This window comes from Alcanivorax nanhaiticus, from assembly GCF_000756665.1.
Taxonomy (GTDB): domain Bacteria; phylum Pseudomonadota; class Gammaproteobacteria; order Pseudomonadales; family Alcanivoracaceae; genus Alcanivorax; species Alcanivorax nanhaiticus.
Window position 1 is genome coordinate 1 of sequence record NZ_ARXV01000009.1, and the last position, 15,461, is coordinate 15,461.

Genomic DNA, 15,461 nt, shown 5'->3' on the forward strand with positions numbered 1-15,461 from the left:
GCTGACCACGGTGCCAAGCACCACTGGTGATGACCCGGCTGCCAAGCAGTACGCAGCAGTGCTGGGCGGCCTCTCCAGCCAGGCACAAACTATTAGTCCCGGCACGGATGAGTTTGATACCGTCATGGCGCTGATCGTGGATGCTAGTGACGGCGTGGTGGATGGCAAGAAGGATGGCGCAGACATTCCCATCGGCGAGGCGGAAGGCCCCTTGCCGGTAACCAGTGGTGATGATCTGGTGGCCGCCATCAACAGCTATGCCTCCAGCAACGATGAGCTCAATGAGTTCACCAGCTTCACGGTAACTGCCAGCACAGACGGCAACGGCAGCGTGTCGCCGTCGTCGGTGTCCTTGCTGGCTGGTGCCCGCGCCAATTTCGATATCACACCAGATACCGGTTACAGCATTGCCGGTACCAGTGGTTGTGACGGTACCCTTGATGGCGCGACCTTCACCACGGATGAGCTGTCAGCGGCTTGCGAGCTGTCGGTATCCTTCGAGATCAACAGCTATGAAGTGGCTGCGACTAACGTCCCAGGAGGCCAGGTCCTGCCTGCATCGGCGCAGGTGGATCATGGCAGCACCGCCCAGTTCGAGGTGACACCGGATACGGGCTGGACGCTGCTCTCGGTCGACGGCTGCGACGGCACCCTGGACGGCACCACCTACACCACCGGGCCGATTACCGAAGCCTGCACCCTCTCTCCGAGCTATGTGCAGAACCAGTATGACGTCACCACCAACGTAGAGGCAGGCGAAGGCAGCATGACGCCGGAGAGCCAGGGGGTGTTGCATGGTGAGAATGGCACGCTGACAGTGACCCCGGCACTCGGCTTTGAACTGTCTGCAGTCCCGACCGGGGACGCCTGCGAAGTGGCACCAACGGGCAACCCGGGTGAGTACACTGTGGGCCCAGTCACCTCTGCCTGTAACGTGACAGCCAGCTTCAGCCTGATGAGCTACCTGGTAGAAACAGCGGTTACCGGTGCCGGTAGTATTTCGCCGACCAGTGTGACGGTCCAACACGCCAGTGGGACCAGCTTTATGCTGACGCCGGATGCCGGGCACCAGATCGCGACAGCCAGTGGTTGTGATGGAACCCTTGATGGAGCCACCTTTACCACCGGCCCGATCATGGGCTCATGCACAGTGTCTGCAGAATTTGAACCGATCCAATACCAGGTAACCACCGAAGCAGTTCATGGCAGCTTTACTCCAGCCAACCCTGAGGTGGCATACGGCCAAACCCAGGAATTTACGGTGATTGCGGATGAAGGCTATGAGGTGTCCGAGATCTCTGGGTGTGGTGGTACGCAGGATGGCAACACCTTCACCACCGGGCCCGTAACTGCAGAATGTACGGTAACAGCCAGCTTTACGCTGAAGACCTACACCGTAACGGCAACCGTCAATGGCGGCAACGGCATGATCGGACCGAACACCGTGGAGGTTGATCATGGTGCGGCCACCAGCTTCTCGGTAACGCCTGATAGCGGTTACATCGTGGAAAGCATTTCCGGCTGTGACGGAACGCTGGATGGAACGACTTATACAACAGACGCAGTGACTGCAGCATGCAGTGTCAGCGTCAGCTTTATTCCTGATGGTGTCGGGGGCATCGGTGCCGTGTGGGACGAGTTCAATTGGGATCAGGCCAACTGGCAGTAGCCGGTGGCCAATGTGAAAAATTTTTGAGGGATTAAACAATGAAAAAGATGATGATCGCTGGCCTTGCGGCTGCAATGATGAGCTCTCCGGTCATGGCTGAGGTTGTACTGCCGAATACTTTCGTCTCTGGCACCAGCGCGAGCGCACAGGATGTAAATGACAATTTTGCTGCATTGAAAGCCGCCATTGAGGCTTTGCAAGATGAAGTCGCCGCATTAAAAAGCCGTGACGTAACGGGCAACACCTACGAGATTTATGACTTGGAGGTAGGAGTTAATCGATACGATGGCGACCCTAATTCTGTAGCCAGTAATAGCGGTGCTCAATTGGGTCTGAAACAGGCCAAGACCATTCTGGCGTTTCATGGCGATGGAACAGCGACCTGGAACCTGCCATTTGAGGAAAACATTCTTTTCGATATGGATGGTGCAACGATCTATGATCGTGAAAGTCTGACAGAGGGGCCAGAGACGATGTACTGGTCTCAAAACGGTTCAGAACTATCACTTTACGAGGATGCCGCCCATCAAGAGCTGGCGATTATTCTGACCGTTTCCGAGGGAGCAAATACGCTGCTGACAGGGGATTCTGAGGCAACAGATAACTTTAATACTGGTGCCACAGGGTGTTACGACGAGGTAAATATGGATAACAGCGCCAATTGTTACCAGGATGGCCTTGATAGCGCTTTGATTATAGGCTTAAAGCTGTAACGCTAGCGGGCCTGTAAATGAATGAGCGCTCTTTCCATTTGGTTAGAGCGCTTTTTTTGGTTCATCGCGGATTAGTGGGAATGTGTGAGGAGGATACGCGCAGGACGCAGAATCCTGTGTAAAGGTCACCAAAGGGCTGGGGGCAGGGAGTCAACTGTGGGAGCGACGGTTCCGTCGCGATGCCCATCGGCTTTCGCGGGAATGTGGACTGACGGGAGGAGAAAACAGGAACGCCAAGGGTTAATCGCTGGCAACAACGCTGTGGAAGGGTGCTTGCACGCGAATCTTTGCCAATGATGGGAACCCCTTCGAGTGCAAGCACCCTCCCACGGTATTGGCCTTCTGGCGAGCAGGGTTTCGCGTCAAGCATCTGGCTGAACATCGCCTTTCCCACTAATCCGCGATGAACCATAAAAAAGGCGGCTTTCGCCGCCTTACTGGATCATGCAAACGGATGACGCTTGATGATGGTTTCCACCCGGTCAGGGCCGGTGGAGATAATATCAATCGGTGCACCTGTCACTTCCTCAATCCGCTTGAGATAGGCCAGAGCATTGGCCGGCAGATCATCCATGGACTTGGCACCCAGGGTAGATTCGCTCCAGCCCGGCAAGCTTTCGTAGACCGGCTTTACTTCTTCATAGCTGTCCGCATCCCAGGCGCAGGCCAGGGAGTTACCATCCGCATCCTGATAACCAATGCAGATATTTACCTCTTCCAGGCCGTCCAACACGTCCAGCTTGGTGAGGCACAGACCGGAAATTGAGTTGATCTGGATGGAGCGCTTCAGCGCCACCGCATCGAACCAGCCACAACGGCGGGCACGACCAGTGGTGGAGCCGAACTCATGGCCTTTCTCTGCCAGATAGCGGCCATTTTCGTCGAACAGTTCGGTGGGGAACGGACCACTACCCACACGGGTGGTGTAAGCCTTGGTGATGCCCAGCACGTAATCCAGATACAGCGGACCGACACCGGAACCGGTAGCGGTACCGCCAGCGGTGGTGTTGGAGCTGGTCACGTAGGGATAGGTACCGTGGTCAATGTCCAGCAAGGTGCCTTGAGCCCCTTCGAACATGATGTTCTCGCCCTGCTCGCGCGCGTGGTGCAGCACAGCAGTAACGTCGGTCACCATGTCACGGACGTCTTCACCCAGCTTGAGGGTTTCATCCAGGGTCTGCTGGAAGTCCACCGGCTCTGCATTGTAGTAATTACGCAGTACAAAGTTGTGGTAATCCATCACTTCGCCCAGCTTGGCAGCGAAACGCTCACGGTGATAGATATCCCCCAGACGCAGACCGCGACGGGCAACCTTGTCTTCGTAGGCCGGGCCGATGCCGCGACCGGTAGTACCAATCTTTTTGTTGCCACGAGCGGCTTCACGAGCCTGATCCAGTGCCACGTGAACAGGCAAAATCAACGGGCAAGAGGCAGACAAACGCAGGCGCTCGCGGACCGGCACTCCGTTCTCTTCCAAACCACCGATTTCTTTCAGCAGGGCATCCAGAGCCAGCACTACACCGTTACCGATCAGGCATTGCACGTCTTCACGCAGAATGCCGGAGGGAATCAGGTGAAGGACGGTCTTCTTGCCATCGATCACCAAGGTATGCCCGGCGTTATGGCCGCCCTGAAAGCGGGCCACCAGAGAGGCCTGATCAGTGAGCAGATCCACGATCTTGCCCTTGCCTTCATCACCCCACTGGGTGCCGAGAATAACTACGTTCTTGCCCATGATTGCTAGCTGCCTGTTGATTGAACGCTTGCACGCACCACGCTTCCCGCGACACGCTTTTCCGTTAGGCGGAATCGACATCATGCCGATCGCCACCCCGATCACAGCGGCGGAGGTAATCCGCCGAGCGAAATCTAAATATCCTTGATCACCCAGCCGTTCTCAGCCTGCACCAGCTTGCGCTGACAGCCGAGCACCTGCGGATCGTTGTCTGCCCCGGGCAGGGCCAATACCACACGCTCACCCTGTTCACGCAGGGCCGCCACGGAAGCCGCGAACTTCACATCACGAAGTGAGCCCTCAGCGAGGATGCCGCTGTTGCTTTCCGCCACCAAGTGAGCCGCCAGCATTTTCAGGTCGGCACTGAAACCGGTGGCCGGCCGGGCGCGCCCGAACACTTCGCCGATCTGGTCATAACGACCGCCCTTGGCCAAAGGCTCACTTTCCCCTGGCAAGTAGGCTGCGAAGACACAGCCGGTATGGTAGTGGTAACCGCGCAGCTCGCCCAGATCCAGATGTAATCTGATGCCTTTCTGGCTGAGCACATCAACCAGCTCGGAGAGTTCGGTCAGCGCGTCCAACGCAGCAGGAAATTCGCCCAGCAACGTGCGCGCCTGCTCCAATACGGAGGGCTCACCGGCCAGCCAAGGCAGTGCCAGCAACGCTTCTCCTGCCTTACCCGGCAGGTTACGCTCGGCGACAAAGCTCTCCAGCTCCACCTTCGCCTTGCGCACATAAATATCTTCCAGCTGATACTGTTCAGCCTCACTCAGGTCGCAGGCCTCAACCAGGCCCCGGAACAAACCCACATGGCCAAGGTCCAGCACAATGGTTTGGTCGAGCCCGGAAAGCTTGAGGGTTTCCAGCAACAGAGAAATGACTTCCAGATCGCTGTCTGCGCCAGCATGGCCAAACAATTCCACTCCGATCTGATAAGGAAGACGCGTGCCGCCCGCCACCGCCGGGCGAGTCCGAAGGGCACTGGAGCAGTAGCACAGCCGGGTCGGTGCATTTTCTCGCAGGCTGTGTGCATCCATGCGCGCCACCTGGGGAGTAATATCGGCACGCACCCCCATCAACCGGCCAGTGAGCTGATCGGTAATCTTGAAAGTCTCTCGCTCCAGATCGCGACCCGCACCATTCAGCAGGGATTCGAGGAATTCGATCAGCGGCGGGAACACCAGCTCGTAACCCCACTGCTGGTACAGATCCAGGGTTCGACGACGCAACTGTTCAATGACACGGGCACGGCCGGGTAGAACCTCTTCCACCCCGTCGGGCAGCAGCCACTGTGCTTCCTGATTCATTTCTTCACCATCTTTGGGGTGTTGAAAGCCGTCTCCAGCCTTTACTGACCATGACCGGAGAGATCTACAGACCCGCCAGCAGGCCGGCGCCCAACACCATCAGCACCAACCCAAGAATTCTCAGTGTCCGCCCAGGCATCCGGGCCACCTGCAGCGCTGCCATTCGGGCACGCTCAGGAGCGAGAAACAGTGGAATGCCCTCTATGACCAGCACCAGGCATAACGCCTTGATCAACAAGCTAAAATCCATCATTCCTGCCAGACAACAGCCACAAAAAAACCGGGAGCAGTGCCCCCGGTTGCGGCATTCTACCACGGGTTCCCGGCGTCTGACAGGCTCCTGAACACCTGACCGGGCACGACATCTTCAACACGTACCCAGCGGAAATCCTCACACCAGAGCGCTCTGTGCTCGTCAGGGTATGCCTGCAAGCGATCCGAGCCTAAGCGAGGCAAGGATTCCAGAAGAGAGTGTCGAGTGACGAGTTTCGAAAATCTAAAACCATTGGTCAGATTCGGGGGTTGTGTTTTGCCTTCCGAAACTCGCTTCTCGTAACTCGAAACCCATTTCCTCGCCTGGGCTCGGATCGCTTGCAGGCAAGCTCCCACAATCGTGCGAGAGATGTTGCCTGACGCGTGTTGCATCCGCAGAGCAGCCACAAAAAAGCCCCGCAATGCGGGGCTTTTTTGTGTACCGGGCCGGATTACTGGCCTCTGGCACCCTTCATATAACGGAAGAAGTCGCTATCCGGTTCCAGAATCAGCACGTCCTCCGGATCCTTGAAGCTTTCCTTGTAGGCTTGGAGGCTCCGATAAAAGCGGAAGAATTCCTTGTCCTGATTATAGGCACCGGCATAGATTGCCGCAGCCTGGGCATCACCTTCACCGCGGATCGCCTGAGACTTGCGGTAGGCATCCGCCAGAATCTCAGTGCGCTGACGATCTGCACCAGCGCGGATCTTCTCGGCTTCCTCACGGCCCTGGGAACGGTGCGCTGCGGCATCACGCTGACGCTCGGCACGCATACGGTCAAACACACGGCCACGAACCTGATCCGGCCAGTCCACCTGCTTGACTCGGATATCGATCACTTCGATACCCAGGTCTTCCATGGTCCCGCTATTAACCACTTCCCTGACCTTATCCATCAGGGCTTCTCGCTGGTCGCTGTCAGACTGCTTTGCCTCCGGATTGGCAACCGCCTCTATGGCAGATGGGTCAAGTTGCTCAGCTGGAACCTCCGTTGTTTGCCCAGTCACCGCATCCCGAATCACCGCTTTTCCATCCTCAACCTTCTCGACGTCACTCTCTCCAGCAACAACCTGAAAAACCGTTCGAGAAGCGAACTCGTTTCGCAGCGCTTCTTTTACCCGAGGAGTAAGACGCTTGAGAGCCTCGCCCTCTATCGCCCTTGAATTGGTCAGACCACCACCAACAGTCACGATGTAGCGCTGAACATTAGACACTCGCCATATTACAAAAGCGTCTACATTCAGGAGCTTTTTCTCCGCGGTGAGGAATGACTGAGTGGGCACGTCATACACCTGTGTACGACCATCCACTTTCAGAATGGCATCAAAAAGTGGCAGCTTGGGATATATACCTGGCTGGATATCAGCTTTTTCAATTTTACTGAATCGCTTAAGAACCGCCTTTTCTGTCTGATTGACGATATAAAAAGAGTCCAACGCGATCAGCGCCAACACACCGACCACGAGTAGCGCGAACCATCCTCGATTATTCATTAGCGCAACCCCTGATTCTGAGTGTTGTACAAACTACGGCCGGCATTGCGCCCGCTTCCACCATCGTCAGCTCCAGCACTCACACCATCATTGGCACCTGGATCAGACTGCTTGGGAGCAGGAACTTTGCCTGACTTCCCTTTAACCAATTGCTCGAGAGGCAAGTAGATCAGGCTGTTGCCTTTCTCCACATCGACCAGCACCTTACTCGTAGAGCCATAGACTTGGGTCATGGTTTCCAAATAGAGACGCTCGCGAGTCACTTCCGGGGCCTTGCGATACTCAACCAAAAGGTCTGTGAAACGGTCAGCATCACCCTTTGCAGAATCAATAACCTGTTGCTTGTAAGCTTCAGATTCCTCTGTCACCCGCTGTGCCTCACCACGGGCCTGCGGGATCACCGCATTACGATAAGCTTCGGCAACTTTCTTGAAGCGATCCTCATCCTCCTTGGCCTTGGACACATCATCGAAGGCATCTCGGACAGCACTTGGCGCCTCTGTCTTATCCAACACTACGCGATCCAGAACGATACCTGTGTCATAGCGATCCAGGTACTCCTTCAAACGCTGCTCAACCATTCCCGGAATGGCCTCACGGTTATCCTTGAGGACATCATCCATAGAAGACGAACCCACCACATGCCTCACCGCGGAGCTGGTGGCCTGTTGTAACACTTCTTCCGGGCTCGCGACCTTTAGAAGAAATGGGACCGGGTCCACCACCTGGTACTGAACCTGAAGGGTCACACTAACAATATTAGTGTCTTTGGTGAGCATCTCTTCAGTGATTTCGAACAGACGGTTCTTGTTTACATCCACTTTCTGGTACTGCTCAAGAATCGGCGCACGCCAATTCAGACCAGGTTCAACAATGCGATCAAACTTGCCGAAACGCAGCACCACGGCCCGCTCCCGCTGATCAACCTGGAATGTACCCACTGCGATATAAACCAGCGCAGCCACTACGGTGGCAATAATGACTACCGGCCAAGGGGACCCGCCGCCTGTGCTACCGCCGTTACCACCGCCTTTGCTGCCAAAGACATTATTAATCTTGTCCTTGAGATTCTTCAGCGCCTCATCAAGATCCGGGGGACCTTGATCACCACCACCGCCACCCCAAGGGTCTTTCGGCTTGTTACCGCCGGGTTCATTCCACGCCATGTAGCTCTCCAATCCGTTCGGGCTCCGGGCCCTCTCCGGCATTTACGTTATCCCGCCTTCGGCGAGCGTTCTGAATTGTAGGAAGGGCTGTCATCCCCTGCAACCGGGTCTGCCCCATCATCCGGTGCGGGTACCACCAGCTCATCCTCGCGCAGCCCCTGCTCGCGCAAAAGACGCTCAAAGTGCACCCGGTTTACATTGATGCGCAGTAACATACTGCCATCCACTGCCGCCTGCTCATCCAGCACTTCACCCGCCTCATGCAACCGAGCGCGCAAGCGCCCGGCATGGGCTGGCAAACGTACCCAGCAATCGACCCAACCTGCCGCCAAACGTTCCGCAATGGCTTCGAACAGCAGATCAAATCCGGCACCGGTCTGCGCAGAGATCCAGACGCGCCAGGGCTGGCCGTGCTCATCCCGATCAATGCGTGGAGCCTCACCAAGGTTGTCTACCTTGTTATAGACATGCAGCACCGGCAACTTGTCGCCACCGATTTCTTCCAGCACCTCATTCACCGCCTCCACATTGCTGTCGCGTTCTTCCGCACTGCAATCTGTCACATGCAGCAGCAAGGTGGCGTTAACGGTTTCTTCCAGGGTGGCACGAAATGCCTGCACAAGGCGGTGCGGAAGGTGGCGAATAAAGCCCACTGTATCAGCCAGAATGGCAGGCCCCACCCCTGGTACCTTGACCTTGCGCAGGGTCGGATCAAGGGTCGCAAAAAGCTGGTCGGCCACATAGACATCACCCGTGGTGATGGCATTGAACAAGGTGGATTTGCCCGCGTTGGTGTAACCCACCAGGGAAATCAGCGGGGTTTCCGAACGTTGCCGGGCACGACGGCCCTGAGCGCGCTGTTTACGCACCTTGTCCAGCTTGGACTCAATGGCGCGGATGCGGTCGCGCAATAGACGGCGGTCAGTTTCCAGCTGGGTTTCACCCGGGCCACGTAGACCGATCCCCCCTTTCTGTCGCTCAAGGTGAGTCCAGCCTCGCACCAGACGAGTAGACAAATGACGCAGCTGCGCCAGCTCCACCTGCAACACCCCTTCATGGGTACGGGCACGCTGGGCAAAAATATCCAGAATCAGACCAGTACGATCCAGCACCCGGCACTTGACCGCACGCTCAAGGTTGCGTTCCTGGGCAGGACTCAGGGCATGGTTGAACAGCACCACATCAGCCTCATGGTCCTTCACCAGCTGGGCCAGTTCCTCGCTCTTGCCGGTACCGATAAACAGGGCCGGATCCGGGCGATCCCGCTTGCCGGTCAATTCGACAACAGGCTCTACCCCACTTGAGGTCACCAGATGATGAAATTCATCCAGATCCTCACGCCCCATGGCATCCGGCAAATCAAGATGCACCAGGATGGCCTTCTCTCCGGCACCCGTGCGTGACTGTTCTGTACGATCAAATAAGTCCATAGAGACCTGATATGGGGATGGATGTGCCGATTGTAAACCAGCGGGGCGAAAAAGGCAGGGAACATCACGCGCCTGGGCCATGTATCGACATATCTGGGCGGGAGGGGCCCACTTCAAGTTGCCAGACAACGTTTTCTGACCGCGGGAACACCTTCAGGCAATCCGGCCTCTGGCAAGGAGACGGCGAGTTGCGAGTTTCGAAAACCAACAGCTCCCCCCGTTCCCAACCATCGGTTTTGCTCTTCGCAACTCGAAACTCGTGACTCGTAACTGGGTTCCCTTGCCCAGGGCCAGCTCACTTGCAGACATACCCTGAAGATTCGGAGAGCCCCCTGCACAGAGGACTCTGCGTGCAGCATGTTGCATGAAGCGTATTGAGTCAGCGAACAACCCACAAAAAAGCCACCCGAAGGTGGCTATTTGCAGAGCATGAGGTCCGGCCTTACTGATTGCCGTAACCCTCACCACCCTGGGGCGCTGCGCCGCCATTACCCGCGGTCATGGCCGGGTTGCCACCAGCGCGGGGGTTGCGAGCAGGCACAACGGTGGAAATTGCGTGCTTGTACACCATCTGGCTGACTGCATTCTTCAGCAGCACGACGTACTGATCGAAGGATTCGATCTGTCCCTGCAGCTTAATGCCGTTTACCAGAAAAATAGATACCGGAATCCGTTCCTTACGCAGAGCGTTCAGGAAAGGGTCTTGTAAAGAATGCCCCTTTGACATGGCAAGTCTCCTTGAAATTACAGTAAAAAGTAGTGCCCAACACTTCGAGCAATCAGCGCGGTTTGCGACAGTGAAACCGTCCCGAACGGCCACTGCCTGCCTGATCCGCAATCAGGCATCTTTTTCGTCCACAACCCGGCCAAATGGTTCCGGGCAAGACTTATATGGGATGGCGAAACGATGATTCAAGATCCCCAACCCCCAATTCATTGGCATTATAGACCAAAAATGCGGCAGACGGCTTTAACTAAACACAGATTTACAGATCTTCGCAAGCTGGCCATACAGCGCATTGCGCTGTTGCTCATTATTACTGTCGAACCATTCCAGATTCGGCCATTTCCTTAGCCAGGTGTACTGCCTTTTGGCCAGCTGACGGGTAGCAACCACCCCCTTCTGGACCATTTCTTCCTCGTCATATTCACCCAGCAGGTAATCCCAGACCTGCCGATAACCTACTGCCTTGATGGCAGGAAGATCCCGGTAAACCCCTGGCAATGCCTGCAGAGCGCGTACTTCATCCACCAGCCCCGCTACCAGCATGGCGTCAAAGCGTTTGGCGATCATGTCATGCAACCAACTGCGATCCTGCGGGGCCAATGCCGCGCTGTACACGGGCCACGGCAGGCCACTGAACCTGCTTAAACCATCGCTGCCCAATGTGACAGCGGTATGATGCTCGGCATGAAAAGCCGACAATGGCCGCCCGGTAATACGAAACACCTCCAGTGCACGCTGCAGGCGCTGCCTGTCAGTAGGCTTCAGCCGCTCTGCCGTCACCGGATCAACTTGCTTCAATATGGCATGAACCGCAGACCAGCCTTCCCGCTCAGCCAGGGCCGCAATCTCTCCCCGCACCTGCTCGTCGGCTTCAGGCAGCGGCGCCAACCCTTCCACCAGCGCCTTGAAATAGAGAATCGTGCCACCCACGAGCAAGGGCAGTTTGCCATTGTCGTGCACCGCCCGAATCTCCCGAAGGGCGTCAGCGCGAAAATCCGCCGCCGAATAGGGTTCGGTGAGTTCACGGAAGCCCAACAAGCGATGCGGAGCGACCGCCAGCTCATCAGGTGTCGGTCGTGCCGCCCCGATATCCAGCTGGCGGTACACCAGCGCAGAGTCCACATTGATGATTTCGATGGGCAGGGTTTGGGCAGCCTCAATCGCCAGCGCAGTTTTGCCGGAGCAGGTCGGCCCCATCAACAATAGAATTGGCAACGCCGACATGTCGTTAGCCTCGGCGTCCATTTACTGCCCTCGCATAAAGAGGCGATCCAGATCCTTGAGGCTCATCTGCGTCCAGGTCGGGCGACCATGGTTGCACTGTCCGGACCGCTCGGTGGCTTCCATGTCGCGCAGCAGTGCATTCATTTCCGGAATCGTCAGCCGGCGGTTAGCTCGCACGCTGCCATGGCAGGCCATGGTCGAGAGCAGTTCATCCAGCTTCTGTTCGATGCGCTCACTGCTACCCTGGGCCAACAGATCCGAGAGTACGTCGCGCACCATGCTTTCGCTGTCACTGTTACGCAGCATGGCAGGCACTTCGCGCACCACCAGGGTTTCCGGCCCGGCACGCTCGACCACGAACCCAAGCCGGGTAAAAACATCCGGCTGCTCCTCGGCAAAGTCGGCCTCACGGGACGACACCGCCAGGGACACCGGCACCAGCAACGGCTGGCTGCGCACCTTGTCATCAGACCAGCTTTGTTTGAGGCGTTCGTAGGTAATTCGCTCATGGGCAGCGTGCATGTCCACCACCACCATCCCATGCTGATTTTCCGCCAGAATAAAGATGCCATGCAGCTGGGCCACAGCGTATCCCAAGGGCGGCACGGTTTCGTCTTCGCTGACCGGAGGCATTTCTGATGGCGCAGCCTCGCTCACCTGCGGTTGCACCAGAGCACCGTAGGCATCCGCCTGACGCATGCCCTGACCATAGCCAAAACCACCAGAGGAGGCAGGCGGCGCGTACGGTCGCCCTGACGGAGCCGACAAGGACATACTGCCCTGGGTGGGCGCACTCATCGGCACGGAAAGCGCTTCCTCCACGACCGCAGGAGCGGATTCCTGCCCGGGCCGTACCTCGGCAATGGCGCGATGCAGCGAGCTGTACAGAAAACCATGCACCATGCGTTGCTCGCGGAAGCGCACCTCATGCTTGGTGGGGTGCACATTCACATCCACCATGGCCGGGTCCAGTTCCAGGAACAGCACATAGGCCGGATGGCGACCATGATAAAGCACGTCCGCATAAGCCTGACGCACCGCGTGGTTGACCACCTTGTCGCGAATCACCCGGCCATTCACATAGAAATACTGCAGATCTGCCTGGGAGCGGGAAAACGTGGGCAAGCCCATCCAGCCATGCAGACGTATGCCATCGCGCTCCACATCCACCGGGATCGCCTGCTCCATGAACCCCTTGCCACATAGCTTGGCCACCCGAGCCGCGCGCAGGGTGTCATCCAGCCCCGCCGGCAACTGATGGATCACTTTCTGGTTATGGGTCAGACGAAACGCCGTATTGAATTCGCTCAAGGCGATGCGACGAAACACTTCTTCGAGATGATTGAACTCGGTCTTCTCGGTACGCAGGAAACGGCGCCGGGCAGGAGTATTAAAGAAAAGATCGCGCATGGTCACGGTGGTACCGCGGGGATGACCAGCCGGTGTAACGCTGGGAGCCATGTCGCGCCCTTCCACCTGCACCTGCCAGCCTTCAGCCTCGCCCTCCACATTGCTGGCCAGGGTCAGGCGCGACACCGAGCTGATGGCTGCCAGCGCTTCACCCCGAAACCCGAGGGTGCCAATGGCCTCCAGATCCTCCAGGCCGCGAATCTTGCTGGTGGCATGCCGCGATAGCGCCAGGGGCAAATCTTCACGCTCAATTCCGTGACCATTGTCCCGTACCCGCAACAGCTTTACCCCGCCCTGCTCCACATCCACATTGATGGATTCGGAGCCAGCATCCAGTGCATTTTCCAGTAGTTCTTTCAGCACAGACGCCGGGCGCTCCACTACCTCACCGGCGGCGATCTGGTTGGCCAGGCGGGAATCGAGCAGTTGAATCTTGGACAAAAGCAGACCTTTTGGAGGTTATGGGTAGAGGGTTTGCCGGCGATCAGGAGCGAGGAATTTTCAACACCTGACCGACCATGATGCGATCACCGCGAATATCATTGGCTGAGCGAATGGATTGCTCGCTGACACTATACTGACGGGCAATTTCCGACAGTGTATCACCGGGCTGAATACGATACTCCTCGCCCTTCTCTCTTCGCTGGGCCGCATACCAGCTATTGGGCGCGGGGTGGGAACGGAAGTAATCATCGATACCGCTGAGAATAGACCGCGCCAGCTTGGTCTGGTGCGCAGAGGAACGCAGGTTTTTCTCCTCGGTGGGGTTAGAGATAAAACCGGTCTCCACCAGGATGGACACCATCTCCGGCTCCTTCAACACCGCAAAACCGGCTTGTTCCACCTTGTCACGATTACCATGCAACTTGGTGACCTTACCCATTTCCATGAGCACCTGACGGCCCAGATAAAGGCTGCCTGCCATGGAACCATTCATCTGCAAGTCAGCCAGCACGCTGAGCAGGGAACTATCGTCTTCTTCCTCTTCGTAGACCCCCGCCACACGGTCAGATTCGTTGGCAATTTTGGCCAGATAGCGGGCCTTGGCACTGGTAGCACCCCGGTTGGAGAGGGCAAAGACAGAAGCACCATGGGCACGGGCATCGGTGAAGGCATCCGCATGAATGGAGACAAATACATCGGCATTATGTTGCTGGCGCGCGATTTTGCGACGTTCCGCCAGCGGCACATAGTAATCACCGTCACGCACCATCACCGCCCGCATTCCTGCCTGATCGTTGATCAATTTTTCCAGTTTTTTCGCAATCTGCAACACCACGGTCTTTTCCCAGGTACCACTGGGGCCACGGGCTCCCGGGTCTTCACCACCGTGACCGGGATCAATGGCTACGATCATCAGACGCTGTTGATCCTGGCTGGTTTTTTTCACCTCAGGCGCTTTGCCGGGTTTGGTGGCCGCCGGAGCGCTGGCGGCAGCTGAACGGGAAGCAGGCGAATCCGTCAGCGCCTTGTCGAACAGATCTACCACCAGACGCCAGCCGTGAGGCTCGATCGGTTTGAGCAGATTAGTACGCGTGCGCACGCCCTCGCGCATGTCGAACACCACGCGGGTCTTGTCCGCGTGTTCGCCAACGCGGATATTGGCAATCGGGCTGCTGGCGTAATCCAGGGAATTGATGTCGAAATCCAGCTTGGCATCCTGCAGATCGAGCACGATACGATCCGGGTTGGCCAGCTTGTCGAGCTTGTGATCCAGTGGCGCAGGCAGATCAAACACGATACGGGTGTGATCCGGGGCACGATGCAAGCGCACCGATTCGATACTTTCTTTTGCCAGCAACATCGGGCTGACCAGCCAGCCAGCCACCATCAGCAGCACGGGCAGGAAACGTTTTTTATTGTCAGTGCGTCGCATCATAGGCCCATTCCAGGGTCGCTTTTCTTCCATGGCCGTCCACAGCCAGTGTAATAGTCAAATCCGGTTTCGGCACCACTCCGGCACCCCGTTCCGGCCACTCCAGCAGACACAAATCGCCGGAGGAAAAATAATCCCGCACCCCTATCAGCTCTAACTCTTCCGGATCAGACAGGCGATACAGGTCAAAGTGATACACTTGGACGTCTTCCAGCGCGTAGGGTTCCACGATGGTATAAGTAGGGCTTTTTACCGCGCCCTGATGCCCCATACCGCGAAGGATACCGCGAACCAGCGTGGTTTTCCCGGCCCCCAGATCGCCTTCCAGATAGACACAGCCCCCTTGCGGCTTTCCTTCAAGCAAACGACGGGCCAGTTGCTTGCCCAGTTCCAGGGTCGCAGCTTCATCGGGGAGCGATACCTGCTCTACGGTCACCGGGTTTTCCTTCATTCAGATTC

13 protein-coding genes are annotated in these 15,461 nt (G+C 57.1%); 2 read left to right on the forward strand and 11 right to left on the reverse strand.

Going from position 1 to position 15,461, the window contains the following annotated elements; genetic code table 11:
- Window positions 1–1,669 (forward strand): InlB B-repeat-containing protein (locus Y5S_RS19875; protein WP_035233246.1); only part of this gene is annotated, 1,669 nt, incomplete at its 5' end.
- Between the two features lie 38 nt (window positions 1,670–1,707).
- The gene (locus Y5S_RS11795) at window positions 1,708–2,382 is read left to right on the forward strand and encodes a hypothetical protein (protein ID WP_035233247.1); all 675 of its coding nucleotides are present in this window, start codon (window positions 1,708–1,710) and stop codon (window positions 2,380–2,382) included.
- A gap of 442 nt (window positions 2,383–2,824) precedes the next feature.
- Here Y5S_RS11795 and Y5S_RS11800 read toward each other — a convergent pair whose 3' ends face one another.
- From Y5S_RS11800 to tsaE, 11 genes are all read right to left on the reverse strand, one after another.
- Window positions 2,825–4,117, reverse strand: coding sequence for an adenylosuccinate synthase (locus Y5S_RS11800; protein WP_035233248.1), 1,293 nt, complete (start codon window positions 4,115–4,117; stop codon window positions 2,825–2,827).
- A 134-nt stretch (window positions 4,118–4,251) separates the two neighbouring features.
- A complete protein-coding gene (locus Y5S_RS11805) occupies window positions 4,252–5,424 on the reverse strand; it encodes an ATP phosphoribosyltransferase regulatory subunit (protein WP_035233249.1) in 1,173 nt (390 codons plus the stop codon).
- Between the two features lie 64 nt (window positions 5,425–5,488).
- Window positions 5,489–5,674: a DUF2065 domain-containing protein gene (locus Y5S_RS11810; protein ID WP_035233250.1), complete on the reverse strand. Its 186-nt coding sequence runs from the start codon at window positions 5,672–5,674 to the stop codon at window positions 5,489–5,491.
- 454 nt (window positions 5,675–6,128) lie between these two features.
- The gene (gene hflC / locus Y5S_RS11815; protein WP_035233251.1) at window positions 6,129–7,169 is read right to left on the reverse strand and encodes a protease modulator HflC; all 1,041 of its coding nucleotides are present in this window, start codon (window positions 7,167–7,169) and stop codon (window positions 6,129–6,131) included.
- Window positions 7,169–8,335 (reverse strand): FtsH protease activity modulator HflK, encoded by a 1,167-nt coding sequence (hflK, locus tag Y5S_RS11820; RefSeq protein WP_035233252.1) that lies wholly within the window; start codon window positions 8,333–8,335, stop codon window positions 7,169–7,171. Before hflK ends, hflC begins: the two co-directional genes overlap by 1 nt.
- Window positions 8,336–8,382: 47 nt before the next feature.
- Entirely contained in the window at window positions 8,383–9,765 is a 1,383-nt protein-coding gene (gene hflX, locus Y5S_RS11825) for a ribosome rescue GTPase HflX (RefSeq protein ID WP_035233253.1), read from the reverse strand.
- 442 nt (window positions 9,766–10,207) lie between these two features.
- The gene (gene hfq, locus Y5S_RS11830; protein WP_035233254.1) at window positions 10,208–10,492 is read right to left on the reverse strand and encodes an RNA chaperone Hfq; all 285 of its coding nucleotides are present in this window, start codon (window positions 10,490–10,492) and stop codon (window positions 10,208–10,210) included.
- Window positions 10,493–10,735: 243 nt separating this feature from the next.
- Window positions 10,736–11,737: a tRNA (adenosine(37)-N6)-dimethylallyltransferase MiaA gene (gene miaA / locus Y5S_RS11835; protein ID WP_052041567.1), complete on the reverse strand. Its 1,002-nt coding sequence runs from the start codon at window positions 11,735–11,737 to the stop codon at window positions 10,736–10,738.
- The gene (mutL, locus tag Y5S_RS11840; RefSeq protein WP_035233255.1) at window positions 11,738–13,567 is read right to left on the reverse strand and encodes a DNA mismatch repair endonuclease MutL; all 1,830 of its coding nucleotides are present in this window, start codon (window positions 13,565–13,567) and stop codon (window positions 11,738–11,740) included.
- A 43-nt stretch (window positions 13,568–13,610) separates the two neighbouring features.
- Window positions 13,611–15,005 carry an N-acetylmuramoyl-L-alanine amidase gene (locus Y5S_RS11845; protein ID WP_052041568.1) on the reverse strand — a complete coding sequence of 465 codons (1,395 nt, stop codon included), beginning with the start codon at window positions 15,003–15,005 and terminating at the stop codon, window positions 13,611–13,613.
- Window positions 14,989–15,453 carry a tRNA (adenosine(37)-N6)-threonylcarbamoyltransferase complex ATPase subunit type 1 TsaE gene (gene tsaE / locus Y5S_RS11850; RefSeq protein WP_035233256.1) on the reverse strand — a complete coding sequence of 155 codons (465 nt, stop codon included), beginning with the start codon at window positions 15,451–15,453 and terminating at the stop codon, window positions 14,989–14,991. Before tsaE ends, Y5S_RS11845 begins: the two co-directional genes overlap by 17 nt.
- Between the last annotated feature and the right edge of the window lie 8 nt (window positions 15,454–15,461).